Genomic DNA, 22,463 nt, shown 5'->3' with positions numbered 1-22,463 from the left:
AGATTTAAAACCAAGCCAAAAGTCACAAAAAAAGCCCTCAAATGAGAGCTAATAGCTTATTCACCACCTAAGTAGTATTCAGCAGTAAGATTTAATTTTTCGTCAAATTCGAAAACAAGTGGTGGGAAGTTAGGGATTTCAACGTCCATAATTTCGTCATCGTTTAAGCGTTTGATGTGTTTCACAAGAGCGCGGATTGAGTTACCATGTGCTCCGATGAAAACATTTTTGCCGTCAACTAATGCTGGCGCAATTTTATCTTCCCAGAAAGGTAAAGCACGTTCTAAGGTTACTTTTAAGTTTTCAGCATCTGGAATTACTGAGTTATCCAAATGTGCGTAACGACGGTCAGTATGTGCTGAATGCTCGTCATCTTTAGCCATGTCTGGAGGCAATACATCGTATGAACGACGCCAGATGTGAACTTGCTCATCACCGAATTGTTCTGCAGCTTCAGCTTTGTTTTTACCAGTCAAACCACCATAGTGACGTTCGTTTAAACGCCATGATTTTTCAGTTGGTACCCACAATTGGTCTGAATATTCAAGAGCAAGGTTAGTTGTTTTGATAGCACGTTTAAGAACTGATGTGAAAGCAAGATCAAATTCAATACCAGCTTCTTTAATCAATTTACCTGCATCAATAGCTTGTTGAGTTCCTTTTTCTGAAAGATCAACATCAGCCCAACCAGTGAAAAGGTTAGCTTTATTCCATTCTGACTCGCCGTGGCGAGCGAAAACCAATTTAACCATTAGTTAATTCTCCTTTTATTTAAGGTTTTACACCTTTTTACAGTTACTATTTTACAAAAATTAGAGGAAAAAAGCTAGTCTATAACAGATAAAATTGAAAAGAGAATGCAAAGGGATTGAAAGCGTTTCATTGTTCGGGAATAAATAAATCTTTCATTATTTTTTCAGATTTTTCTTGCCAAGCATATGTCCAAGTGATAAAATAGAAAAAATTTGTCTAAATTCTGGAGGAAATCATGGTATCTACTGCTACGCAAATTGCTGGTTTTAACTTTGACAACTGCCTAATGAATGCTGCCGGTGTTTATTGCATGACCAAAGAAGAATTACTTGAAATTGAAGCTTCTGCTGCTGGTTCTTTTGTCACTAAAACCGGAACCTTGGAAGCCCGTCAGGGTAACCCTGAGCCTCGCTATGCTCCAACAAGTCTTGGTTCCATTAATTCCATGGGACTACCAAATATGGGCTACGATTACTACTTGGATTTTGTTCTTGACTTAGAAAAAGAGCCAAATTCAAAAAATCATTTTATTTCAGTTGTTGGCCTCTCACCAGAAGATACCCATACCATCCTAAAAACCCTTCAAACTTCAGCTTATCAAGGACTTGTCGAACTCAACCTATCTTGTCCAAACGTTCCCGGAAAACCACAAATCGCCTATGACTTTGAAACGACCGAAAATCTTTTAACAGAGATCTTTGCTTATTACACAAAACCATTAGGCGTTAAGTTACCCCCTTATTTTGATATCGTTCATTTTGATCAAGCAGCTGCTGTCTTTAACAAATTCCCCCTTGCCTTCGTCAACTCTGTTAACTCAATCGGTAATGGACTCGTCATTGATGACGAGAGTGTGATCATCAAACCCAAAAATGGATTTGGTGGAATCGGGGGTGATTACATCAAGCCGACAGCACTTGCTAATGTCCACGCTTTCTACCAACGCCTCAACCCTTCCATCCAAATTATTGGAACAGGTGGTGTTAAGTCAGGACAAGATGCCTTTGAGCATATCCTCTGTGGAGCAAGCATGGTCCAAATCGGCACAGCTTTACAAGAAGAAGGACCAGAAATCTTCACGCGCATCACTGAAGAATTAAAAACTATCATGACCGAAAAAGGCTACGAAAGCCTTGAAGACTTCCGCGGGAAATTACAGTATTTAAACTAAGAACAAGAGACAATCATATCAGATCCTGAATAGGGTCTGATTTTTTTAAGACTAAAACTAAAATGCTCTAATCTTTCAAAGTGTTAATCCTTTTTGAGTGTTATAATAAAAGTAAGAATGGAGACTTGGGCAATGAATCGAAAAATCTTTTACCTCTTACCACTAAGTTTGCTTTTAATATCTTGTGCATCACCTGCTAAAAACACGACAAGCAGCTCTAAAAAAACTGACAAAATCGCAAAGACAAATGCTAGCTCAAATCAGAAAAATAACTCATCACAAGTTAAAAACCAACAAAAAAATGAAGACTTATATGCTGATATTCTAGCCAGCTATCCTAATCAATACTACTCGCCTTCACACGCCTTTTACGATATCAATCATGATGGTGTTGATGAACTCATTATTGGTAAAGCGGATTTCGCTGAAGCCTCTATTATTTAGTTAACGAACAGCCCACTTTATTAGCCTCATCGATTGTCGCTAGTGCCGGAGGCAATAGACAAGGCTTCACTATTTTTGAAGATGGTAAAGTTCTAAGCAGTCAGTGGTCTTCTTTAAGTCCGCTGGCAGAAAGTAAGGTTTATCAAATCCCTGATAACGGTGGAAAAGCCTACATCATTGCTAGCGATGACCAATATAATATTCATGACAATGACCTGAGCCAAGTTGGTATCACTAATACCCAAAAACTAAACTTAGCAACTCTGACATGGATAACAGCTAAAACACATGCATCACAATCAGAAAACCCTAGTCCCTCAACTTCAAATTCAGAAGCCTACCAAACAGATGTCTTCCCAAGCGCCTGGCAATCAGATACCAAACTAAGAGATGGCTTCTACATCAGTTTTATCGAAAACACAGAAGCAGCCGACACCCATATTTCCCAAATGACCAACATGAAGGAAACAGATGTCGTTGTTGTCCCCAATGGCCAAGCTCATGCTTCCTAGACTGGATACGGCAAACAGCCCCTGACGGAACAACCAAAAATGGACTGGAATCCAATTACCAGTATTGGCTAGAGAATGTGAAGAAGTAAAAAAAGGATAAACTCGTCTTAACTGCCATATAGTTTCACACATCCTTTGACAGTCACTCCCCTGACTGTCAAACCCGTCCGAACCACTACCGAAAAGTATCGAAAATCAAATCAAATAAATTAATCTAAAAAAAGACCATTTCATCTGAAATAGTCTCTTTTTAAATTTTTGAGCTGGGCTGATTTTTTGATCGCCCTTTTTTAAATAATAGGTTTTCTTACTAGCTTTTTTAGCAACTTTAGGTAAAAACTTGTCAGATAACTTTATGAATAAGAAAATTTTACCAAGTGAAAAGATTGCTAACCCTACTAATACTGCTTCCAATCCTAATTCTAATTCTAACATTGTTTCTACTTTCTATTATGACTTTAATAATAGTATAAACGCTTTCATGTTTAGAATCAAGTTTATCTCATTTTATTTAAAGGATAAGAGACGGAGACCGTTTAGAATAACTAAAATCGTTGAACCTTCATGACCGACAACACCTAAAGGTAAATTAACAATTTGGAAGACATTGGCTAGGATTAATAAACTAATGACTGATAGGGCAAAGATAATGTTTTGTTTAACAATCCCTTTCATCTTCCGAGAAAGTTTAATAGAGAATGGAATTCTGGTTAAATCATCCATAATAACAGAATCAGCACTTTCCATAGCAATATCAGATCCCGCACCGATGGCATAGGAAACATCAGCTTGAGCTAGAGCTGGCGCATCATTGATCCCATCACCAACCATGGCTACAAAACCATATTTTTCTTTAATTTCAGCTAAACGAGCAACCTTATCTTGAGGCATACAGTTAGCTACGACATCATCAATCCCTAATTTTTCAGCTACATATTTAGCTGTTTTTTCTTGGTCTCCAGTCAACATAACTGTTTTAATACCAAGATCATGCATCATTTTAACAGCTTCTAAGGATTCTTTCTTGATATCGTCAAGCAATGCATAGTAAGCCATTAATTCCTTATCACGACTAACAAAGATTAGGGTTTTCCCTTGACCTTCAAAGGTATCAATTTCAGCTTCTAAATGGTCAATATGATTAACCACTTCTAAAATAAAGGATTTTTTCCCAATACGCCATTCATGTCCTTGATAACAGAAGATAAAACCTTTACCGGAAATTTCTTCAGCATCTTCAATAGCAAGGCGATTGATGTCACCAGTATATTCTAGCAAGGCTTTTGAAATCGGATGAGTAGATGCTTCTTCTGCTGTTTTCACCAAGGCATCAATTTCCGCCTTGTCACCCACATAATGGGTATCAACAACAGATGGCTTACCTTGCGTTAAAGTACCGGTTTTATCCATAACGACGGCTTTAATATCACCCATATTATCGATGATATCTCCGCCTTTAATGACCAAACCTTTTCTGGCAGCGCGGCTGATAGCAGCTAAACTTGCTGGTGTAGACGAAGCAACTAAAGCACATGGTGAAGCAACTGTCAGTAGGATCATTCCCCTGTAAAATGCAGACAACCAAGTCCAACCAAGGACAAAGTGACAAAAGAGGATGAAGATAGGCACTAAAAGCAGAACCATTTTCACATAGTTATCTTCCAGACCTTCAATGAAGGTCGCTGTTTTACTTTTTTGGGTTTGAGCAGATTCAACCAGGTTGACGATCTTAGCAAAGAGGGTGTCCTCATTTTCAACTGTTACCAACATCTCGATGGTTTGGCCCTCATTAATGGTACCGCCAATCAAATTGTCTTTAGCTCCTTTATCAACTGTAATTGGCTCACCCGTCACCATGGATTCATCAAATTGCCCAAAATCACTGAGCAACTCCCCGTCAATAGGAACAGACTCCCCTTTACGGACCTGTAATTTATCCCCAATTTTTAAATCTTTAGTGCCAACTTCTTCAATAGAACCGTCAGCCAAAATTTTGCGGGCAGTATCCGGTGTTAGGTTCATTAAGGCAGAAATGGCATTTTTACTTTTTTCCATCGCCATTTCTTCCAATGTATTGGAAAGGGAGAATATGAAGATTAACAAGGCCCCTTCTAACCAATAACCAATGATACCAGCCCCAATAGCTGCAAGAATCATTAAGACGTCAACAGAAAGATGCTTATTAACAAATAAATCCTCTAGTCCTGCTTTAGCAGATTCATAACCCCCAATAAGGAAGGCAGCGATAAAAAAGTATGATGCCAGACTAGGATTTGAACCAAATAGTGGTAAACCAATTAAAATTAATAGTAAGCATGTTATCGTTTCCAATAAATGAATATGCTCTTTGATCCAAGTCATAAAATTTTCCCTCCAAGCTAGAAATATTCTAACTATTTAATTTATCTTAATTATAATAATTCTAAATAAAAAAGTCAAGTACTTTAGAATAATTCTAATTAAGCTTAACCAGGAAAGTAATTTAAGTTCTAATCAAGGCATCTATTTAGCATGTTTGAGTGGATTCTAGCCGTTTGCCCCTCTTTTACCCCAAAAATGCCCCAAAAGTAAAAACTCATCAAAAAAAAAGCCTATTGAGTAGGCTTGAAAGCTTGCTACAATAGGCTTTTTGTATATGCGATTATTTTACTGCGTCTTTAAGAGCTTTACCTGCTTTGAAAGCTGGTACTTTAGATGCAGCGATTTTGATTTCTGCACCAGTTTGTGGGTTACGACCTTTACGAGCTGCGCGTTCGCGAACTTCAAAGTTACCAAATCCGATTAATTGAACTTTTTCACCTTCTGAAAGGAATCCTTCAATTGCTGAAAAAACTGCGTCTACAGCTGCTGCTGAATCTTTTTTAGTAAGTTCAGTTGCTTCTGCAACTTTTGCGATTAAATCTTGTTTGTTAGCCATTTAACAAATCCTCCAATTAATTAATAAGCAATATGCTTTAACAAGTACAATAATATCTAAAAAATGCTTATAGGTCAAGTATTTAACGTTATTTTGCCTATTTCTTGTAAATATCAAAGCTAATTTTATCATTTACCAAGTCAATCTTTTTAGCCATAAGATAAATGTCAGCATCATTCTTGATTTTACTGAGGTTAACAACTAGTGATGATTCCTTCGGTTTGACCTTAACAAAAGCTGGCAAATCATAGCTTGATTTAAGATATTGAAGGACTTCTGCTTCTGGTAATGGTAAGGTTCCTGCTGAAATCGATGACACTTGTAACTGAACATTTCCATTAGCTAAAGCAATGGGCTGGAAGTAGACGTAAAGAGGGACTTCGTACCCTAGTAGCTTGTATTTTCCCTCAAAGACAATTGATGTGCTAGAAGCATAAATATCGTAGGACATGTCCTTATTCTGATAGTCTTTTAAATATGAAGCTACCGTTTTATTCAGTTGTTGCCGATTGGTCGTAACGGTTCCAACTCTGATATTTTTCTGTTTACTGACCTTGATATGTTCTGTTTCAGGTTCGCGAATTTGAATTAGGCGGCTACCAATGACGACAACAAAGGCGATGTTCATGGCTAAAATCAGCAAGCAGGCCCACTTCCACCAATTAATTTGTAAATTTTTGTTCATGTTTTTTAATACTCTCCATTACTGTGTCTGACATGATTTGATAGCCAATATTATTGGGATGAAAATGGTCGCCAGAATATAAGACATCATTTAATATCCGTTTTTTATCCCCTTCTGACTGGACAATACCTTCTTTGCCATCAATTCCCTTGTACAATTGGTCATTAATGGGAACAAAGTGGACATTTTTATATTGTGACAAGGTTTCTTTTGTCTTCTGATTCCAATTATCGACAATTTCTTGCATCTGAGTCATTTCTGGAAAATTGAGGTAAAAAGGATTATAAATACCAAGAACATAAATATGGATATCTTTATTGCTCTTCTTTGCTATTGCGATAATTTTTCCCAATCTTTCCTGATAATCAAGCATAGGCTGATCAAATGAAGACATGTCTAAATTGGTCAAGTCTTTACGTATGACAGCCATAACATCGTTCCCACCAACTGTTAGGGTCATCAAATCTGCTTGTTTTAAATCGGCTTGCAGGCTTCTGTCCTGACGCATTCGTTTTAAAATTTGCAGACTGGTGTTGCCAGATACTCCATAATTTTGTATTTGAATTGTGACTGGGTAATGCGCTTCAATATCTTTTTTTAGTAAAGGAATAAAGCCACCCTGACCAGTTGAATCACCGACGCCTCTGTTAAGGAGTCGCCGATTGCAATATAAGAAAGTTCTTTCTTTTCCTGATTTAAAAAATCACTAGCTCTTAATTGAGACTGTGATTTGGGAATAACTTGGTTAAAAAATAATAAGGATAACAAAAGTGACAAGGAAAAGAAAGCTAAGATTTTTAGCAATTCTTTATTATTCATATTGTATCATGACGGCAAAAGCGCCTTCTCCTGTATGTGTTTGGATAATAGAACCAGTTTCCAAGACAGAAACAGGTCCTGAGTAAAAAGGTTTTATTCTTTCGAGAAGCTGATCTGCTAATTGGCGGTCACCTGCATAGGAAATGGCCAGTTGAGCAATTGGTTTTGCTGCCAATTCCGTCATATGTGCTTCCAACCATTTGAAAAAGGTTTTATTCCCTCTTCCTTTGGCAATTGGTTTTAGCTGATCAGGAATTAATTCCATTAATAAACGGATATTTAATAAGCTGCTGATTGCTCCTGTGACACGACCAATTCTGCCACCTTTTACAAGGTTTTCAAGTGTAGACACGCCAATGTAGAGGCTTGTTTTTTCTTTGACTTCAGCAACTTTTGCAAGTATTTCATCAAGAGAAGCCCCTTCTTGAGCCAATTTTGCTGCTGCAATAACCTGAAATTTGAGAGCTTGGTCAGTAAATGATGAATCAAGAACATGAACAGGTGCCCCAGCTATTTCAGCCCCCTGACGAGAAGCTTCGATGGTTCCAGACAAAATCGGATTTAAGTGAATAGCAACAATATCAGTAGCGCCGTCAGCTACTAATTTTTCATAGTAGTCGGCAAATAAACCTACTGGGGGCTGACTGGTTTTTGGGAGTTGATTGCTAGCTTTCATAAGTGAGAGGAAATGACCTTCTTCTTTAAGATCATTGTCTGAATATAATTTACCATCAATCATAACAGATAGTGGTACGACAGTAATATCGTATTGTTCGATTAATTCTTTTTCAATGGTTATTGATGAATCCGTAACAATTTTAATCTTTCCCATGTTTTTTCCTATCTAAAACGAAACTATTATCCTTATATTTTAGCACTGTTTCGGCAATAAATCAAAAGTTCTCACACTAAAAGACAGAAGAAAAAGATGATATTATCATCTTTTTCTGACTTATTTCTTCTTAATGATTTTCCAGCAAATCACGGGCCTGTTGACGAGCCGTTTCTGTAATATCAGTTCCTGCTATCATTTTAGCGATTTCTTCGATTCTTTCCGCTTTATCCAAAAGTCTTGCTTTAGAGACCGTACTATCATTTTTACTTTCCTTAGAAATGTAAAATTGGTAGTCGGCAATGGCAATGACTTGCGGCAAATGGGATATCGCTAGAACTTGGCTGTTTTGACCAATCTTATAAATTTTTTGCGCAATGGCATGGGCTACTCTGCCTGAAACCCCTGTGTCGACCTCGTCAAATACAATGCTTGTTTTATCTGCCTTACTTGAGATGGAAGCTTTAATTGCCAACATCAGGCGTGACAATTCTCCCCCAGAAGCAACTTTCACCAATGGTTTAAAGCCTTCACCTGGGTTTGTCGAGATATAAAATTCAACAGCTTCATTACCATTTCGATTAAACTTGGAAGGCGTCATCTGAACTTTAAAGTCAGCTTTTTCCATGTAGAGGTCTTGCAATTGTTTTTTGATATCAGCTTCTAAAAGACTAGCCAATTGGTGCCTTTGCTGACTCAAATCAGCTGCTTGAGCGACCAAGGCCTTTTCTTCTTTTTTCAGTTCGACCTCTAAATCTTGGCTGGAGCTTTCACTGCCAGTTAGGAGTTGGTATTCCTTATCAATATTGGCATAATAGTCCAAGAGATTGTCGACTGTTCCCCCATATTTGCGAGTTAAACTATTAATAATATCCAAGCGGCTCTCAACTTCCAAAAGTCTACCTGCATCAAAATCCAAATTATCAATTGTATCTGTTAGCTGCTTATTAACATCTTCAAGAATATAATAGGCTTCCGAAATGTTACTGGCCATCTGTTTATAGTCAGGATCGTAATTTTCAAGCGCCAACAAATCATTCATACTAGAGCGAATATTAGCTAGACTTGATAGTTCGTCATTATCTAGCATGACAGCTGCATTGGTTAAAGTATCAGCAATCAATTTATGATTCATCAAACGGTCACGTTCAGCATGCAGACGGACATCCTCACCAGCCTGCAAATCAACTGCCTCAATCTCGGCAATTTGAAAGGCTAGCATGTCAATCCGTTCCTTATGCTCACGAGCATTCTTCTGCTTCTCAAGAACTGCCTTGCGCAGGTTTTTATAACGGTCAAAAGTATTTTGATAAGACTCTTTGGTTTTTTGAAAATGGGAATCGCCAAAGGCATCCAAGATTGCTAAATGGTGAGCTGGACGCATTAATTCTTCCTGATCGTGTTGGCCGTGGATGTCCACTAAGAATTGACCAACTTCCTTTAAAGTTGATAAGTTAACCATTTGGCCGTTAATCCGGCTGACGCTCCGCCCATTTGCGAAGAGGTCACGGCGTATAATAAGTTCATCTTCCACCGCAATGCCATTGGCTTCTAAGGCAGAAACCAGTTCTTCTTTTTGATCGATAGAGAAAAAACCTTCAATTTCAGCCTTTTGAGCACCATGGCGAATAACATCCAGACTAGCACGAGCCCCCAACATCATATTCATGGCGTCGATAATGATGGATTTCCCGGCACCCGTTTCACCTGTCAAAACAGTCATGCCATTTTCAAAATTAAGGGAAATCTCTTCAATAATTGCAAAATTCTTGATGGAAATTTCTAAAAGCATATGGCTGACCCTTTCTTTTTATGATTTTTGATTCATCCATTCTGAAACTTCATCGCGAATGATATCCTCATCAGCTTCACTCTTTGTTAGAATCAAGATACTATCATCGTCGGCGATAACACCAAAAAGTCGGTCCGCAAAATCTTGACAAAGGTAGCGTTTAATAACCATAGCATTTCCTGGCACCACCTTTAAATAGAGGTGTTGTTTTAAACTTGGATTTTTTTCAGAAATAGACAATATGGTTGAACGTATAGACAAGGGACGTTGGCTAATCTTTTTCCCAGAATCTTGCGATAAACCGTAGATGTAGGGACCAGAACCTGAAGGGATTTTAACAATCCCAATTTCATTCATATCACGTGAAATGGTTGCTTGAGTTAACTCAAGCCCATGTTCTCTTAAGAGCGCCAACAATTCATGCTGAGTTTCAATATCATGAGATAAAACAATTTTCTTAATTAAATTCAAGCGTTCATTTTTCTTCATTTTTCTTAAATTCCTTATGTGCTTTGTCAACAAGTGCTAGGATATCGACTGCCTCAGATTGCAAAGAAGTGTCCGATTTTTGCAAATGTAATAAGAACTCAATGTTACCATGACCACCTTGGATTGGCGAAAAATCAAGTCCTTTAATGATAAATCCGAAATTTTCGGCAAAGGCCATAACATCCTCAATAACTTTTTGATGGACAGCCTTGTCCTTGACAATACCATTTTTACCAACCAATTCACGGCCAGCTTCAAATTGGGGTTTAATTAAGGCAACCACTTGACCTTGTTCAGCTAAGATAGCATGTAAAGCTGGCAAAATCAGACTCAAAGAGATAAAAGAGACATCGATACTTGCAAAATGAGGTTGGCCTTCTGTGAAGTCTTCTAATTGGGCATAACGAAAATTATATTGTTCCATACTACGCACACGGTCATCTTGTCTTAATTTCCAGACCAATTGATTGGTACCCACATCCACAGCATAGACTAATTTGGCACCGGACTGAAGCATGACGTCTGTAAAACCACCAGTTGAGGCACCAATATCAATAGTCACCTGATCCTTAACCGAAATGGCAAAGACATCTAGTGCTTTTTCTAATTTGAGACCGCCACGACTCACATATTTAAGTTTGTCACCTTTAAGTTTGAGTTCAGTGTCCTCATCAATTTTTTCACCTGGCTTATCATAGCGTTGACCATTTAAGACAGCAACAACTAAGCCGGCCATAACGCCACGTTTAGCTTGTTCCCGAGTCTCAAATAGGCCTTGTTTAAAAGCCAAAACATCAACTCTTTCTTTAGGCATGAAGACGCAACCTTTCTATCAAATCCTTGACGGCATCTGCTTTAACGATTTGAGCCATTTCTAATTCAGCTAAAATCGCCAAACTCTGATCAATATCCTGATTCAAAATCTGGTAGGATTTATTAAGCCCAAGCAAACTTGGATAAGTCATTTTATCAGCCGCTAAATCTTTTTCCGGCGTCTTCCCTAAAAGGTCAAAATCAGCAGTCACATCCAGAATATCATCACGAACTTGAAAGGCATGACCAACCAAATGACCAACTTGAAGAAATTTTTCTTGAACCTCTTCTTGGGCATCCGCAATTCTTGCTCCTGCCCAAAATGGGAAGGCCAGTAAACAGCCGGTCTTATGGCGGTGAATGGCTTGCAGTTGGTCTAAAGACAACTTTTGACCTTCCGCTTTCATATCTAGCATTTGACCGCCAACCATGCCGAAAGTCCCTGAAGAATCAGAGAGACATTGAATCAAGTCAACTCTAACTTGAGCAGGAAGATCAGTTCCAGCCACTAAAGCAAATGGATCCAAAAAAAGGCTGTCGCCAGCTAAAATAGCTGTGGCTTCATCAAATTTTTTATGGTTGGTGAGGCGACCACGACGGTAATCATCATTATCCATAGCAGGTAAATCATCATGAATGAGACTACCTGTATGAATCATTTCTAAAGCAGCTGCTACCGCAAAATGACTTTCCTCTAAAGGGATGGAAAAAGCTTCTAAGACATCTAATAAGAAAAGGGGTCTGATCCGTTTGCCACCAGCATCTACTGAGTAAAGGATAGCTTCAATCATCTCAGTCGAAACAGCAGCTTTGCTTCGGTAAAAAGAAGCAATGGTTTGGTTAATCTTAGCTAACTTATCCATTAGTTTTCCATCTCAACTTCTGTACCATCATTTTGCATGACCTTAACCAAGGTTTTTTCAGCTTCTTGTAAGGTTTTTTGCAAGCCTTTTGATAAAATCATCCCTTTTTGAAATTCAGTCAAGGCTTCTTCTAAGGGCACATCACCATTTTCAAGTTTGCTGACGATAGCTTCTAATTCTTGTAAACTTTCTTCAAATGTTTGCTTCTTTGACATTTTTAACCTCTACTTCTAATTGTCCATCTTTCAATTCCACGGCTAATAAATCGCCAGCTTGCGTTTGCTTAATGGAGGTAAGGACTTTATTTTCTTTGCGTAAGATACTATAGCCTCGGGCGATAATTCTTTGGGTATCTAAGGATAATAAGGTATCTTGAGCTTTCTCAAAACGCGCCAAGCGCTGATCAAAGCGTTTTTGCATATCCACTTTCAGCCACTGCTCAATGTAGGTAACTTTCTCTTGGTACCGGTTGATTTTTGTGACCATATCAAGTGATTGGAGACCATGTCGGGCTTGGATTTCTGCTTGCTGTGCTTGCCCAATGGTTTGCTTTATACTGTACTGTAGTTGCGACTGCAGGCGATCAATTTTTTGCAGGTAGCCATCATATAGGCGGTCTGGCTGTCTAAAGATAACTGATTGTGACAGTTTTCTTAGGTTGTCTGATTTTTGTTTAATCAGCCTGAGATTAGCCTGATAAGCCCTGTTTTGCTGATCACTGATCCAAGAGATAATATCGCTTTTAGTGACCGGTGTCGCTAGTTCAGCTGCCGCTGTTGGTGTGGCTGCTCGGCGATCGGCCACAAAATCAGCCAAGGTCACATCTGTCTCATGCCCAACGCTAGAGATAATCGGGAGGCGTGACTCAAAGATTGCCTCGACCACGATTTCTTCGTTAAAGGCCCAAAGGTCCTCGATAGAACCTCCGCCCCGTCCGACAATCAACAAATCCAAGTCGTCTCTTTGATTGGCCCTTTGAATATTGGCAACAACTTCTTGAGCTGCGCCTGCCCCTTGGACCTTAGTAGGGTAGAGAAGGATTTCAACTCCAGGAAAACGTCTTGATACTGTTGTGATGATATCTTTGATGACGGCCCCACTAGGACTAGTGATGACACCGATTTTACTGACAAATTGGGGCAATGCCTGTTTATGACTGTCATTGAAAAATCCGGCTTGGGTTAATTTTGCTTTTAATTGCTCAAACTGAATCGCCAAAGCACCAATGCCATCTGGCTCAATTTTTTCAATAATGATAGAGTAAGAGCCAGAAGGCTGATAGATTTGAACACGACCCACGACATTGACTTTCATGCCTTCTTCCAAGTCAAATCCTAATTTTTTGTAGGTTCCTGCCCACAGTGTTGCTTGGATAACAGAACCTTCATCTTTTAAGGAAAAATATTGATGACTAGGTCTTTTTCGAAAATTCGAAACCTGACCTGTTAAATAAACCCGCTCTAAATAGATCCCGATCAAATTTTAATTTGAGATATTTGGTTAGTTGACTAACGCTTAAATAATCAGACATCAGATTCCTTTCCTTATTTTTGGTCAGAAAGACCAGTATATACAAGAGCCATTATACCATTTTTCCCCTTAAAAAGCTTGGCTTAGATACAAAAAAAGGAGCCCTAGGCTCCATAAGATTTAGGATTTTTTAGCAAATGTCTGCATCCATTTGGGGATGACTTGACTAATGCGACTTGGCAAAACCACGTAGGCTTCTTTTGCCTCTTGTTCAGCAATATAAGCATGTAAATAGGTCGCAGCTTGAACCTTTTCAAAAAGACTGGCCTGCGGAAATTGGCCACTAAAACCAGCAATCATGCCAGCCAAAGTGTCTCCCATACCGCCTGTCGCTTGGTAGGGACCACCAACTGAAAGGTGATAAATGGATTTCCCTTGAATTAATTTGGTTTGATGACTTTTAGCTACTAAAATAGTTGCCTGTGGAAACTGCTTCAAAGCCTCTTGGCTGGTCGCTTCGGTCTGCTCATTAATAGCCAAACCTGATAGGCGTTCCCACTCTTTTTCATGGGGCGTCAGGATTAGATTCTGACCGACTTTTAGCTTGGGTTTTCTTTTGGCCATGAGGTTAATTGCGGAGCCATCCAGAATGAGGACTTGCTCTTCTGACAGATGCTCCATGACTAAATCAAATAGGCTCTCAGCTTTGCTATTCTCCGAAAGACCAGGACCTAACAAGACACTATCGGCAGCTTTCAAGGTCTGTAAGAATAAACTTTGGTCTGCGACGTCTAAGGCCATAGCTTCTGGCAGGCGAGCGTGGAGAGGACTAATGGTCTCTTTTTCGCTTGCCACTGTGACCAGGCCAGCCCCACTGGCTACTGCTGCTTGTGCGGCCATAATAATAGCACCTGCATAAGGGTAAAAACCACCAATCAGTAGCAAACGACCGTAATCGCCTTTATGACTTTTACGAGGGCGTTTTTGAATGACCTGGATCAGGATACTTTCTTCCAGAATCATTTGCTAACACTTCTTAGGGCTGCTTGATAAGTTTGTTCTAAGAGCATGGTAATGGTCATCGGGCCAACTCCTCCTGGTACTGGGGTGATATAGCTAGCTTTAGCTGCCACTTGGTCATATTCCACATCACCAATCAGTTTGCCATTGTCATCGCGATTCATGCCGACATCGATGACCACTGCTCCTTCTTTGACGAAGTCAGCTGTCACGAAGTGACCTTGACCGATGGCAACAATTAAGATGTCTGCTTGGCTTGTGACTTGAGGCAGATGACGGGTGCGAGAATGCGTAAGGGTCACCGTTGCATTTTTATCCAAAAGCAATTGCGCCATTGGCTTCCCAACAATGTTTGATCGGCCAATGATGACGGCATGTTTGCCTTCTAAATCAATACCATACTCACTAAACATTTCCATAATTCCAGCTGGTGTACACGGTACCATCAGCGGGCGTCCTGACCAGAGGTGGCCAGTATTCATTGGGTGGAAACCATCGACATCTTTTTTAGGATCAATGGCTAGGATGATTTTCTTATCATTGATATGGCTTGGTAAGGGAAGTTGTACCAAGATGCCATGGATAGATTGATCCTGATTGTATTGCTCAATAATGGTGATTAGTTCTTCTTGGCAAATGGATTCTGACAAACGAACCGTCTCACTTTTAAAGCCTGCAGCTAGAGCGGATCGTTCTTTATTACGCACATAAACTTGACTTGCGGGATTATCACCTACCAAAATGACAACTAAGCCTGGAACAATCCCGTGTTCTGCTTTCAATTTTTGCACTTTTTCAGCTAATTGGCTCTGCATCTTTTGTGCTAAAGCTTTACCATCAATAACTGTTACCATTTATTACTCCCTTAACTACTTTTTGTCTATTATACCAAAAAAACGAGGAAGCAAAGTCCTCATTAATTTGAATCTTATCTTCTAGTCTAATTTTCTAAAATCTTTACAGCCTTTTAAAGTATTTTACTCAAAAAATCTTGAGTTCTGACCTCTTGAGGATTTTCAAAAATAGCCTTAGGATGCCCCTCTTCAAGAATTTGTCCCTGGTCCATAAAAATAACCCGGTCAGCTACTTCCTTAGCAAAGCCCATTTCATGCGTTACAATCACCATGGTCATTCCTGATTTGGCCAAATCTTGCATAACTGCCAGAACTTCACCTACCATTTCCGGATCAAGAGCTGAAGTTGGCTCATCAAAAAGCATGACATCTGGCTCCATGCTAAGCCCCTTGCAATAGCAATCCTCTGTTGCTGACCACCAGAAAGACTTGCAGGATAAGCCTTTGCCTTATCTCTTAAGCCAACCTTATCCAAGAGCTGATAAGCTTTCTCTTGAGCTTGCCCTTTGCTTAAGCCTTTTGTTTTAACAGGTGACAAGGTGATATTGTCTAGAACTGTCATATTGGGAAATAAATTAAATTGTTGGAAAACCATGCCCATTTTTTCCCGCATTTTAAAAATATTGTTTTTTTTATCCGTAATATCAAGTCCTTCAAAAAGAATAGTCCCTTGACTCGGTACTTCTAAGAGGTTCAGTGATCTTAACAAGGTCGATTTTCCAGATCCAGAAGGGCCAATAATAACCACTACTTCACCTTCTGCAATACTTAAATCAATCCCTTTTAAGACCTGATTTTGGCCGAATGATTTGGATAAACCTTTAATGTCAATCAGTGATTTTGTCATTACATTGCTCCTTGTCCCAATTTCTTCTCTAATAAGCCCAATAAATAGGACAAAAGTGTGGTTAACATCAAATAGTAGAAAGCCGCAAAAAGCAAGGGTGTTACAGGTGAGTAAGTTGAAGCCACAACAGATTGAGCACCATTCCACAACTCCATCACCCCAATTGTTTGTAGCAAGGCACTATCCTTGATAATAGTGATAAATTCGTTGCCAAGAGCCGGCAAAATGTTTTTAAAAGCCTGTGGCAAAATAACATAGCGCATAGCATTTTTTGGGACAATACCCAAGGAGTAAGAAGCTTCAAGTTGCCCTTTGGGCACAGCCTCAATCCCCGCTCGAACAATTTCCGAGACATATGCTCCGCTGTTAAGCGATATTATAATAATACCAGGTAGCAAGCGGGAATAATCCAAATCCAAAACACCAAATGAAATGGTTGGCATTTGATTAAAGTGCATCCAGGCAAAGGCAATCATAATCTGTACAACCATGGGAGTACCCCTGAAAATCCAAATATAAAAATTCGCTAACCATTTAAAAACTCTATTATTACTACGTTTCATAAAGGTCAACAGAACTCCAATAATGGTTCCAAAAAAAACGACACATACTGAAATGAGGATGGTGATAAGCACACCATCATTAAAATATGCCCAATATTTAGGTAAAAAAGAAAAATCCATATATGTCCCCTAATCATTTCTAAAACAAAATAATAGAAATAATTATAACATCAACTGAATAAAAATACAATAACAATTTTCATTTTTTCACTCTTAAGCAAAACAAAAAAACTCACTGAACGTAAGCTTTTTTAAAAATAGTTTAAGGACGGATTATTAATATAATAAGTCGTAGATTTCCATAGCAATTAAATCAATGCTATCAAATGAATATGATTCACGCGCTTCAACATCACGTAATGTGAAGACAGGACCATTGTCAGGATCGTTTGAAAATGAAACTTCAGCAACAACTACACCTTCACGTTCAAAATTTCTTTTTAAATTTCCACCATCATTGACCATTAATTCAAGACGATTAATGATTCTCACTAAATGTGATTCCATTTCTTTTCTCCTATTCGTTTTATTATCCCCTATATTTTAACATAAAAATAAGTAAACCAACACAAAAAGGACCATTTTTATTTGTTTTTTCACACTCATTTTCATGTAAAGTGACTGGAAGGAGGTTAGATAGACTGTATTTATCACTCTTAACTAGCAAGTGCTAATTTTTGAACTTTTTACTTGATTTCCATATCAAGGGTGCTATAATATGACTATAAAGTTTGACCATTATTGACTAAATGGTTCCCTTTTTATTATTTGCCCTAGGAGGTAACTTATGCTTTGTCAAAATTGTAAATTAAATGAAGCGTCTATTCACTTATATACAAATGTGAATGGCAAACAAAGACAGATTGATCTTTGTCAAAATTGCTATCAAATTATGAAAACTGATGCAAACAACCCTATCTTAGGAGGCATGCATTCTAAATCTCAAGAACAAAGAGATTCCCTAACTCCCTTCTTTGATGATTTCTTCGGAGATCTTAATAACTTTAGAGCCTTCGGTCAATTACCAAATACGCCTCCAACGCAGGCAGGAGGCCAAGGTGGGGGTAATGGTGGAAATAACCACCAAAATGGACAAGCCGCAAGACCTGGTTCAAATCCACGTCCTGCTCAAAGAGAACCAGGACTTCTAGAAGAATTTGGTATTAATGTTACTGAAATCGCTCGTCGTGGCGACATCGATCCTGTTATCGGTCGAGATGACGAAATCGTTCGTGTTATTGAAATTTTAAATCGTCGCACCAAGAACAATCCCGTTCTTATTGGAGAACCAGGTGTTGGTAAAACAGCAGTTGTTGAAGGGCTTGCTCAAAAAATTGTGGACGGAGATGTTCCTCATAAATTGCAACATAAACAAGTTATCCGTTTGGATGTGGTTAGTTTGGTCCAAGGTACTGGTATCCGCGGTCAATTTGAGGAGCGGATGCAAAAATTGATGGAAGAGATTCGCAATCGTCAAGATGTTATTCTCTTTATTGATGAAATCCATGAAATTGTTGGTGCCGGTAGCGCTGGTGATGGCAACATGGATGCTGGCAATATCTTAAAACCAGCCTTAGCACGTGGTGAATTACAATTGGTTGGTGCTACTACTCTTAACGAGTACCGTATTATTGAAAAAGATGCCGCACTAGAACGCCGTATGCAGCCAGTTAAGGTGGATGAGCCTTCTGTCGAAGAAACCATCACAATTCTAAAAGGGATCCAAGGTAAATACCAAGACTATCACCATGTTAAATATAGTCAGGATGCTATCGAGGCAGCCGCAAACTTGTCCAATCGTTATATCCAAGATCGATTCTTACCGGACAAAGCGATTGACTTACTTGATGAAGCGGGTTCAAAAATGAACTTGACCCTAAACTTTGTTGACCCTAAAGAAATTGATCAACGCCTTGTAGAAGCTGAAAATTTAAAAGCGCAAGCCACTCGTGATGAAGATTTTGAACGCGCAGCTTATTTTCGCGACCAAATCGCCAAATATAAGGAAATGCAAAAGCAAAAAGTGGATGAGCAAGATATTCCTATCATCACTGAAAAAACCATTGAAGCCATCGTTGAGCAAAAAACCAACATTCCAGTTGGTGATTTAAAAGAAAAAGAACAATCACAATTGGTGAATCTGGCTGCTGATTTAAAAGCCCATGTTATTGGTCAGGATGATGCTGTTGATAAGATTGCTAAAGCAATCCGAAGAAATCGTGTTGGTTTAGGTAGCCCAAACCGGCCAATTGGTTCTTTCCTTTTTGTTGGTCCTACTGGGGTTGGTAAGACAGAATTATCTAAACAATTAGCTCTTGAACTCTTTGGTTCAGCTGATAACATGATTCGCTTTGATATGTCCGAATACATGGAGAAACATGCTGTTGCTAAATTAGTTGGTGCCCCTCCAGGCTATGTTGGTTATGAAGAAGCTGGTCAGCTAACCGAAAAAGTAAGACGAAATCCTTACTCTCTAATACTTTTAGACGAGGTGGAAAAAGCCCATCCTGATGTCATGCACATGTTCTTACAAGTTCTGGATGATGGTCGCTTAACTGACGGCCAAGGTCGCACTGTAAGCTTCAAGGATACCATTATTATCATGACTTCAAATGCTGGAACTGGTAAAATTGAAGCTTCAGTTGGTTTCGGAGCTGCCAGGGAAGGTCGTACTAATTCTGTCCTAGGAGAACTAAGCAACTTCTTTAGTCCCGAATTTATGAACCGTTTTGATGGCATTATCGAATTCCAAGCTTTAAGCAAAGACAACTTGCTTCAAATTGTTGATTTAATGTTGGATGATGTCAATAAGCGCTTAGCTAATAATAATATCCACCTTGATGTCACTGCAAAAGTCAAAGAAAAATTGGTTGATCTTGGTTATGATCCAAAAATGGGTGCTCGTCCATTAAGACGTACCATTCAGGAACACATCGAAGATGCTATCACCGATTTCTATCTAGATAACCCAACAGAAAAAGACTTAAAAGCCATGATGTCCTCAAATGGTAAAATTGTCATCAAGTCAGCTAAAAAAACCGAGAAAAAACAAAATGTGACGGAAGTCATTGAATAGTTTACAAAGAGTGCTATTAGCACTCTTTTCTTATTCTTATATGTGATTTTTTTCTAAAAAATACAAATTTTTATAAGATTATTCAGCAAATTTTTAGTATAATAGATTAAAGGAGGGGGCTTATGACAGTTCCAGTTTTCGGCGAAATAAAGAATGACCAAGACTATCAGTCTCGATTTGGCGTCTATGCCATCATTCCAAATAAAGAAGCTAACCAAATCATTTTGATCCAAGCTCCAAATGGTGCTTGGTTTCTACCAGGTGGTGAAATCGAGGAAGGTGAAGATCATATGGCTGCCTTAGAACGGGAGTTAATGGAAGAACTTGGCTTTTCTGCAAAAATCGGTTATTACTACGGTCAAGCCGATGAGTACTTCTACTCTCGTCATCGTGACACTTATTATTATAACCCAGCATACCTCTATGAAGTAACCTCATACAAGATTGAGGACAAACCCTTGGAAGACTTTAATCAATTAGCTTGGTTCCCTGTCGAAGAAGCCATTGATAAACTTAAAAGAGGTAGCCACAAATGGGGTGTGACTGAGTGGCAAAAGCATCATCATTAATCGTTAATATAAATTCATCTTAATTTGGAGGATAGTATGAGACTAATCAATACAACTAGTAGCCATCCTGAACTTGTTCAGAATCAGCTACGAAATACAGATGCCCAACTTGTCGAGGTCTACTCTGCAGGGAATACAGATGTTATTTTTACAAAAGCAGCAACCCACTATGAACTATTGATTTCCAATAAATACCGTGCCATAAAAGACGAAGAGTTAGATGCTATCCGTCAATTTTTTCTGAAGCGGAAAATTAATCCTGAACACATTGTTCCAGGTCAATCCAAAACGCTTCACACCAATAATCTCATTGAAATGTCATTCCAAATTAAAGAATAAAAAAAGTGCCACTCTTTACAAGAGTGGCTTTTCTAGTATCTAGAATCGCTTATCAAAAATCACAAAAAAATCCCTACTTTAGATAGGGACCCTTTATTTTTGAAAATTTGTATCCTTTAGCTTTATATGTTGTCTTAAAGGACTACCATTAAACCGAGCATTACTAGGGCAAAGACACCAATAATTACCATCAATGGCCAAACAAATTTGAACCAACGGTCATATGTAACACCAACTAATTCAAGAGTTACCATGATAAGTCCAGTTGGTGCGATGAATGCCATCCATCCTTGACCTTGGTTATAAGCAGAAACGACTACTTCACGACCAACATTTACCACGTCAGCAAGTGGTGCAACGATTGGCATTGAAAGTGTTGCAAGACCAGATGAAGATGGGATAAAAATTCCCAAGAATGAGAACAAAATCATTTGTACAGATGAGAACATAACGCCGTTAACATTTGAGATTAAACCTGATGCTGCGTTCAAGATGGTATCAGAGATTGCTCCGCCATCCATGATGATATTAGTTCCGCGAGCTACAGCGATAATAAGACCAACACCGACTAAGCTTGCTGCTCCTTCAATAAAGACTGAGATTGCTTTTTTCTCACCTAGGTTTGATAAAAACATATTGATTAAACCAATTCCAAGGAAGAGTGTAGTCAATTGTTCGAACCACCATCCACCAACTGAAACTCCCCAAATAAGAACTGGGAAACCTGCAGCAAAGATAGTTAACATTAAGATGCGACGCCAGTCAAATGGAATTTCCAATTCTGGGTTGTAGTCTTTTAAGAAATGGTCTTTAATCTCAGGCATCATGTCCGCAACAATTGATTTGCTTGGATCAGCCTTTACTTTTTTAGCATAACGATGAATGTACAATAATGTAATGAGTTCAGCGATAAATAATGAGACAAGTCTAAATCCAAGACCAGTTGAGAATGAAATGCCTGCTGCATTTGATGCGATAACAACTGAGAATGGGTTTGTTGTAGAGAACATTGTTCCGATAGCTGAGCTTAGGAAGAGTGCTGAAATACCGACAATAGCATCATAACCAGCAGCTAGGAAGATTGGCATAAGAATTGGATAGAAGCGATACATTCCTCTGCCATACCAAATGTTGTTCCACCAGCTGTTACTAAAAGTGAAACAAGAACAATGAGAAAGAATTCATGACCTTTTGTTTTACGAGATAATGAAGAAATTCCTGCAGCAAAAGCACCAGTTTCATTTAGAATAGCAATGTTACCACCTAAGATAAGAACAAAACCAATGATATCAATACTTCCAGTTAAACCAGTTACAGGAGCACTCAATACAGCTAATAACCCTTGAGGACGTTGTTTAATTTTTTTGTAAGAGTCTGGAATAGCAACAGGTTTTTTTACAGAACCATTTTTAAAGTTTTCTAATGGCACTGTGATATGGTATTTATCTAATGTTTTTTGTGTTGCTGGTACTTCTTTAGTACCCCCATCTACATCGGTTAATGTGAAGGTTTGAGTTTCAGGAGTGTACAGTAAACGTTCAAATGAACCAGCAGGAACAACATAAGTTAGAACGGCTGCTAACAACATAATGATAAATAATACTGTAAAAGCAGAAGGAAAACCTCTTTTTTTCT

At 38.7% G+C, this 22,463-nt stretch carries 21 protein-coding genes and 4 pseudogenes; 5 read left to right on the top strand and 20 right to left on the bottom strand.

Annotated features, from left to right (window positions below; all coding sequences use genetic code 11):
* Positions 1-56: 56 nt before the first annotated feature.
* Positions 57-752, bottom strand: coding sequence for a phosphoglycerate mutase (locus AT575_RS05490; protein ID WP_102777503.1), 696 nt, complete (start codon positions 750-752; stop codon positions 57-59).
* A 236-nt stretch (positions 753-988) separates the two neighbouring features.
* Here AT575_RS05490 and AT575_RS05485 point away from each other — a divergent pair, with 236 nt between their 5' ends.
* Both AT575_RS05485 and AT575_RS05480 read left to right on the top strand, forming a co-directional pair.
* Positions 989-1,924, top strand: coding sequence for a dihydroorotate oxidase (locus AT575_RS05485; RefSeq protein WP_102777502.1), 936 nt, complete (start codon positions 989-991; stop codon positions 1,922-1,924).
* 132 nt (positions 1,925-2,056) lie between these two features.
* Positions 2,057-2,368: a hypothetical protein gene (locus AT575_RS05480; protein WP_102777501.1), complete on the top strand. Its 312-nt coding sequence runs from the start codon at positions 2,057-2,059 to the stop codon at positions 2,366-2,368.
* Between the two features lie 383 nt (positions 2,369-2,751).
* Here the strand turns inward: AT575_RS05480 and AT575_RS10555 are convergent, their stop codons facing one another.
* The 18 genes and pseudogenes from AT575_RS10555 to AT575_RS05395 all read right to left on the bottom strand — a co-directional run bounded on the left by AT575_RS10555 (position 2,752) and on the right by AT575_RS05395 (position 17,351).
* Positions 2,752-3,012, bottom strand: coding sequence for a hypothetical protein (locus AT575_RS10555; RefSeq protein WP_129587066.1), 261 nt, complete (start codon positions 3,010-3,012; stop codon positions 2,752-2,754).
* Between the two features lie 63 nt (positions 3,013-3,075).
* Positions 3,076-3,315: a hypothetical protein gene (locus tag AT575_RS05475; RefSeq protein ID WP_102777500.1), complete on the bottom strand. Its 240-nt coding sequence runs from the start codon at positions 3,313-3,315 to the stop codon at positions 3,076-3,078.
* Between the two features lie 72 nt (positions 3,316-3,387).
* On the bottom strand, positions 3,388-5,241 hold the full coding sequence (locus AT575_RS05470) for a heavy metal translocating P-type ATPase (protein ID WP_102777499.1): 1,854 nt from the start codon (positions 5,239-5,241) through the stop codon (positions 3,388-3,390).
* A gap of 280 nt (positions 5,242-5,521) precedes the next feature.
* Positions 5,522-5,797 carry an HU family DNA-binding protein gene (locus tag AT575_RS05465; RefSeq protein ID WP_071792735.1) on the bottom strand — a complete coding sequence of 92 codons (276 nt, stop codon included), beginning with the start codon at positions 5,795-5,797 and terminating at the stop codon, positions 5,522-5,524.
* Positions 5,798-5,894: 97 nt separating this feature from the next.
* Positions 5,895-6,482, bottom strand: coding sequence for a YpmS family protein (locus AT575_RS05460; protein ID WP_102777498.1), 588 nt, complete (start codon positions 6,480-6,482; stop codon positions 5,895-5,897).
* Positions 6,460-7,301: pseudogene (locus AT575_RS05455) on the bottom strand (SGNH/GDSL hydrolase family protein). The gene AT575_RS05460 and the pseudogene AT575_RS05455 overlap by 23 nt, the downstream one beginning before the upstream one ends.
* The gene (locus tag AT575_RS05450) at positions 7,294-8,133 is read right to left on the bottom strand and encodes a DegV family protein (protein WP_102777497.1); all 840 of its coding nucleotides are present in this window, start codon (positions 8,131-8,133) and stop codon (positions 7,294-7,296) included. The pseudogene AT575_RS05455 and the gene AT575_RS05450 overlap by 8 nt, the downstream one beginning before the upstream one ends.
* 130 nt (positions 8,134-8,263) lie before the next feature.
* Entirely contained in the window at positions 8,264-9,925 is a 1,662-nt protein-coding gene (gene recN / locus AT575_RS05445) for a DNA repair protein RecN (protein ID WP_102777496.1), read from the bottom strand.
* A gap of 18 nt (positions 9,926-9,943) precedes the next feature.
* On the bottom strand, positions 9,944-10,414 hold the full coding sequence (locus tag AT575_RS05440) for an arginine repressor (protein ID WP_102777495.1): 471 nt from the start codon (positions 10,412-10,414) through the stop codon (positions 9,944-9,946).
* A complete protein-coding gene (locus AT575_RS05435; protein WP_102777494.1) occupies positions 10,401-11,228 on the bottom strand; it encodes a TlyA family RNA methyltransferase in 828 nt (275 codons plus the stop codon). Before AT575_RS05435 ends, AT575_RS05440 begins: the two co-directional genes overlap by 14 nt.
* Entirely contained in the window at positions 11,221-12,090 is an 870-nt protein-coding gene (locus tag AT575_RS05430; RefSeq protein WP_102777493.1) for a polyprenyl synthetase family protein, read from the bottom strand. The genes AT575_RS05435 and AT575_RS05430 overlap by 8 nt, the downstream gene beginning before the upstream one ends.
* Positions 12,090-12,305 (bottom strand): exodeoxyribonuclease VII small subunit, encoded by a 216-nt coding sequence (locus AT575_RS05425; RefSeq protein ID WP_102777492.1) that lies wholly within the window; start codon positions 12,303-12,305, stop codon positions 12,090-12,092. The genes AT575_RS05430 and AT575_RS05425 overlap by 1 nt, the downstream gene beginning before the upstream one ends.
* Positions 12,283-13,621, bottom strand: a pseudogene (gene xseA / locus AT575_RS05420) (exodeoxyribonuclease VII large subunit). Before xseA ends, AT575_RS05425 begins: the two are co-directional and overlap by 23 nt.
* Before the next feature lie 119 nt (positions 13,622-13,740).
* A complete protein-coding gene (locus AT575_RS05415; RefSeq protein ID WP_102777491.1) occupies positions 13,741-14,583 on the bottom strand; it encodes an NAD(P)H-hydrate dehydratase in 843 nt (280 codons plus the stop codon).
* On the bottom strand, positions 14,580-15,434 hold the full coding sequence (locus AT575_RS05410; protein ID WP_102777490.1) for a bifunctional methylenetetrahydrofolate dehydrogenase/methenyltetrahydrofolate cyclohydrolase: 855 nt from the start codon (positions 15,432-15,434) through the stop codon (positions 14,580-14,582). Before AT575_RS05410 ends, AT575_RS05415 begins: the two co-directional genes overlap by 4 nt.
* 113 nt (positions 15,435-15,547) lie before the next feature.
* Positions 15,548-16,281, bottom strand: a pseudogene (locus tag AT575_RS05405) (amino acid ABC transporter ATP-binding protein).
* Entirely contained in the window at positions 16,281-16,964 is a 684-nt protein-coding gene (locus AT575_RS05400; RefSeq protein ID WP_102777489.1) for an amino acid ABC transporter permease, read from the bottom strand. The pseudogene AT575_RS05405 and the gene AT575_RS05400 overlap by 1 nt, the downstream one beginning before the upstream one ends.
* 156 nt (positions 16,965-17,120) lie before the next feature.
* Entirely contained in the window at positions 17,121-17,351 is a 231-nt protein-coding gene (locus AT575_RS05395) for a DUF1797 family protein (protein WP_071792713.1), read from the bottom strand.
* 280 nt (positions 17,352-17,631) lie between these two features.
* Between AT575_RS05395 and AT575_RS05390 the strand changes: the two genes are divergently transcribed.
* The 3 genes from AT575_RS05390 (at position 17,632) to AT575_RS05380 (ending at position 20,828) form a co-directional block, all read left to right on the top strand.
* On the top strand, positions 17,632-19,920 hold the full coding sequence (locus tag AT575_RS05390) for an ATP-dependent Clp protease ATP-binding subunit (RefSeq protein ID WP_102777488.1): 2,289 nt from the start codon (positions 17,632-17,634) through the stop codon (positions 19,918-19,920).
* 122 nt (positions 19,921-20,042) lie between these two features.
* The gene (locus tag AT575_RS05385; protein ID WP_102777487.1) at positions 20,043-20,489 is read left to right on the top strand and encodes an NUDIX hydrolase; all 447 of its coding nucleotides are present in this window, start codon (positions 20,043-20,045) and stop codon (positions 20,487-20,489) included.
* A gap of 36 nt (positions 20,490-20,525) precedes the next feature.
* Positions 20,526-20,828, top strand: a complete 303-nt coding sequence (locus tag AT575_RS05380; RefSeq protein ID WP_102777486.1) for a DUF1827 family protein — start codon at positions 20,526-20,528, stop codon at positions 20,826-20,828.
* Positions 20,829-20,962: 134 nt separating this feature from the next.
* On the opposite strand, the pseudogene AT575_RS05375 reads toward AT575_RS05380, so the two are convergent.
* Positions 20,963-22,416 (bottom strand): annotated as a pseudogene (locus tag AT575_RS05375) (YfcC family protein).
* Between the last annotated feature and the right edge of the window lie 47 nt (positions 22,417-22,463).

Origin of the sequence: Streptococcus penaeicida (assembly GCF_002887775.1) — a bacterium.
Classification (GTDB): Bacteria; Bacillota; Bacilli; order Lactobacillales; family Streptococcaceae; genus Streptococcus; species Streptococcus penaeicida.
The sequence above is the reverse complement of the archived record's forward strand: the minus strand, read 5'-3'. Positions and strand labels throughout refer to the sequence as shown.

What these genes read in the sequence shown, in the direction of transcription:
- AT575_RS05490 (WP_102777503.1), bottom strand. Translation starts at nt 752, where the DNA reads ATGGTTAAATTGGTTTTCGCTCGCCACGGCGAGTCAGAATGGAATAAA.
- AT575_RS05485 (WP_102777502.1), top strand. Translation starts at nt 989, where the DNA reads ATGGTATCTACTGCTACGCAAATTGCTGGTTTTAACTTTGACAACTGC.
- AT575_RS05480 (WP_102777501.1), top strand. Translation starts at nt 2,057, where the DNA reads ATGAATCGAAAAATCTTTTACCTCTTACCACTAAGTTTGCTTTTAATA.
- AT575_RS10555 (WP_129587066.1), bottom strand. Translation starts at nt 3,012, where the DNA reads ATGTGTGAAACTATATGGCAGTTAAGACGAGTTTATCCTTTTTTTACT.
- AT575_RS05475 (WP_102777500.1), bottom strand. Translation starts at nt 3,315, where the DNA reads ATGTTAGAATTAGAATTAGGATTGGAAGCAGTATTAGTAGGGTTAGCA.
- AT575_RS05470 (WP_102777499.1), bottom strand. Translation starts at nt 5,241, where the DNA reads ATGACTTGGATCAAAGAGCATATTCATTTATTGGAAACGATAACATGC.
- AT575_RS05465 (WP_071792735.1), bottom strand. Translation starts at nt 5,797, where the DNA reads ATGGCTAACAAACAAGATTTAATCGCAAAAGTTGCAGAAGCAACTGAA.
- AT575_RS05460 (WP_102777498.1), bottom strand. Translation starts at nt 6,482, where the DNA reads ATGAACAAAAATTTACAAATTAATTGGTGGAAGTGGGCCTGCTTGCTG.
- AT575_RS05450 (WP_102777497.1), bottom strand. Translation starts at nt 8,133, where the DNA reads ATGGGAAAGATTAAAATTGTTACGGATTCATCAATAACCATTGAAAAA.
- recN (WP_102777496.1), bottom strand. Translation starts at nt 9,925, where the DNA reads ATGCTTTTAGAAATTTCCATCAAGAATTTTGCAATTATTGAAGAGATT.
- AT575_RS05440 (WP_102777495.1), bottom strand. Translation starts at nt 10,414, where the DNA reads ATGAAGAAAAATGAACGCTTGAATTTAATTAAGAAAATTGTTTTATCT.
- AT575_RS05435 (WP_102777494.1), bottom strand. Translation starts at nt 11,228, where the DNA reads ATGCCTAAAGAAAGAGTTGATGTTTTGGCTTTTAAACAAGGCCTATTT.
- AT575_RS05430 (WP_102777493.1), bottom strand. Translation starts at nt 12,090, where the DNA reads ATGGATAAGTTAGCTAAGATTAACCAAACCATTGCTTCTTTTTACCGA.
- AT575_RS05425 (WP_102777492.1), bottom strand. Translation starts at nt 12,305, where the DNA reads ATGTCAAAGAAGCAAACATTTGAAGAAAGTTTACAAGAATTAGAAGCT.
- AT575_RS05415 (WP_102777491.1), bottom strand. Translation starts at nt 14,583, where the DNA reads ATGATTCTGGAAGAAAGTATCCTGATCCAGGTCATTCAAAAACGCCCT.
- AT575_RS05410 (WP_102777490.1), bottom strand. Translation starts at nt 15,434, where the DNA reads ATGGTAACAGTTATTGATGGTAAAGCTTTAGCACAAAAGATGCAGAGC.
- AT575_RS05400 (WP_102777489.1), bottom strand. Translation starts at nt 16,964, where the DNA reads ATGGATTTTTCTTTTTTACCTAAATATTGGGCATATTTTAATGATGGT.
- AT575_RS05395 (WP_071792713.1), bottom strand. Translation starts at nt 17,351, where the DNA reads ATGGAATCACATTTAGTGAGAATCATTAATCGTCTTGAATTAATGGTC.
- AT575_RS05390 (WP_102777488.1), top strand. Translation starts at nt 17,632, where the DNA reads ATGCTTTGTCAAAATTGTAAATTAAATGAAGCGTCTATTCACTTATAT.
- AT575_RS05385 (WP_102777487.1), top strand. Translation starts at nt 20,043, where the DNA reads ATGACAGTTCCAGTTTTCGGCGAAATAAAGAATGACCAAGACTATCAG.
- AT575_RS05380 (WP_102777486.1), top strand. Translation starts at nt 20,526, where the DNA reads ATGAGACTAATCAATACAACTAGTAGCCATCCTGAACTTGTTCAGAAT.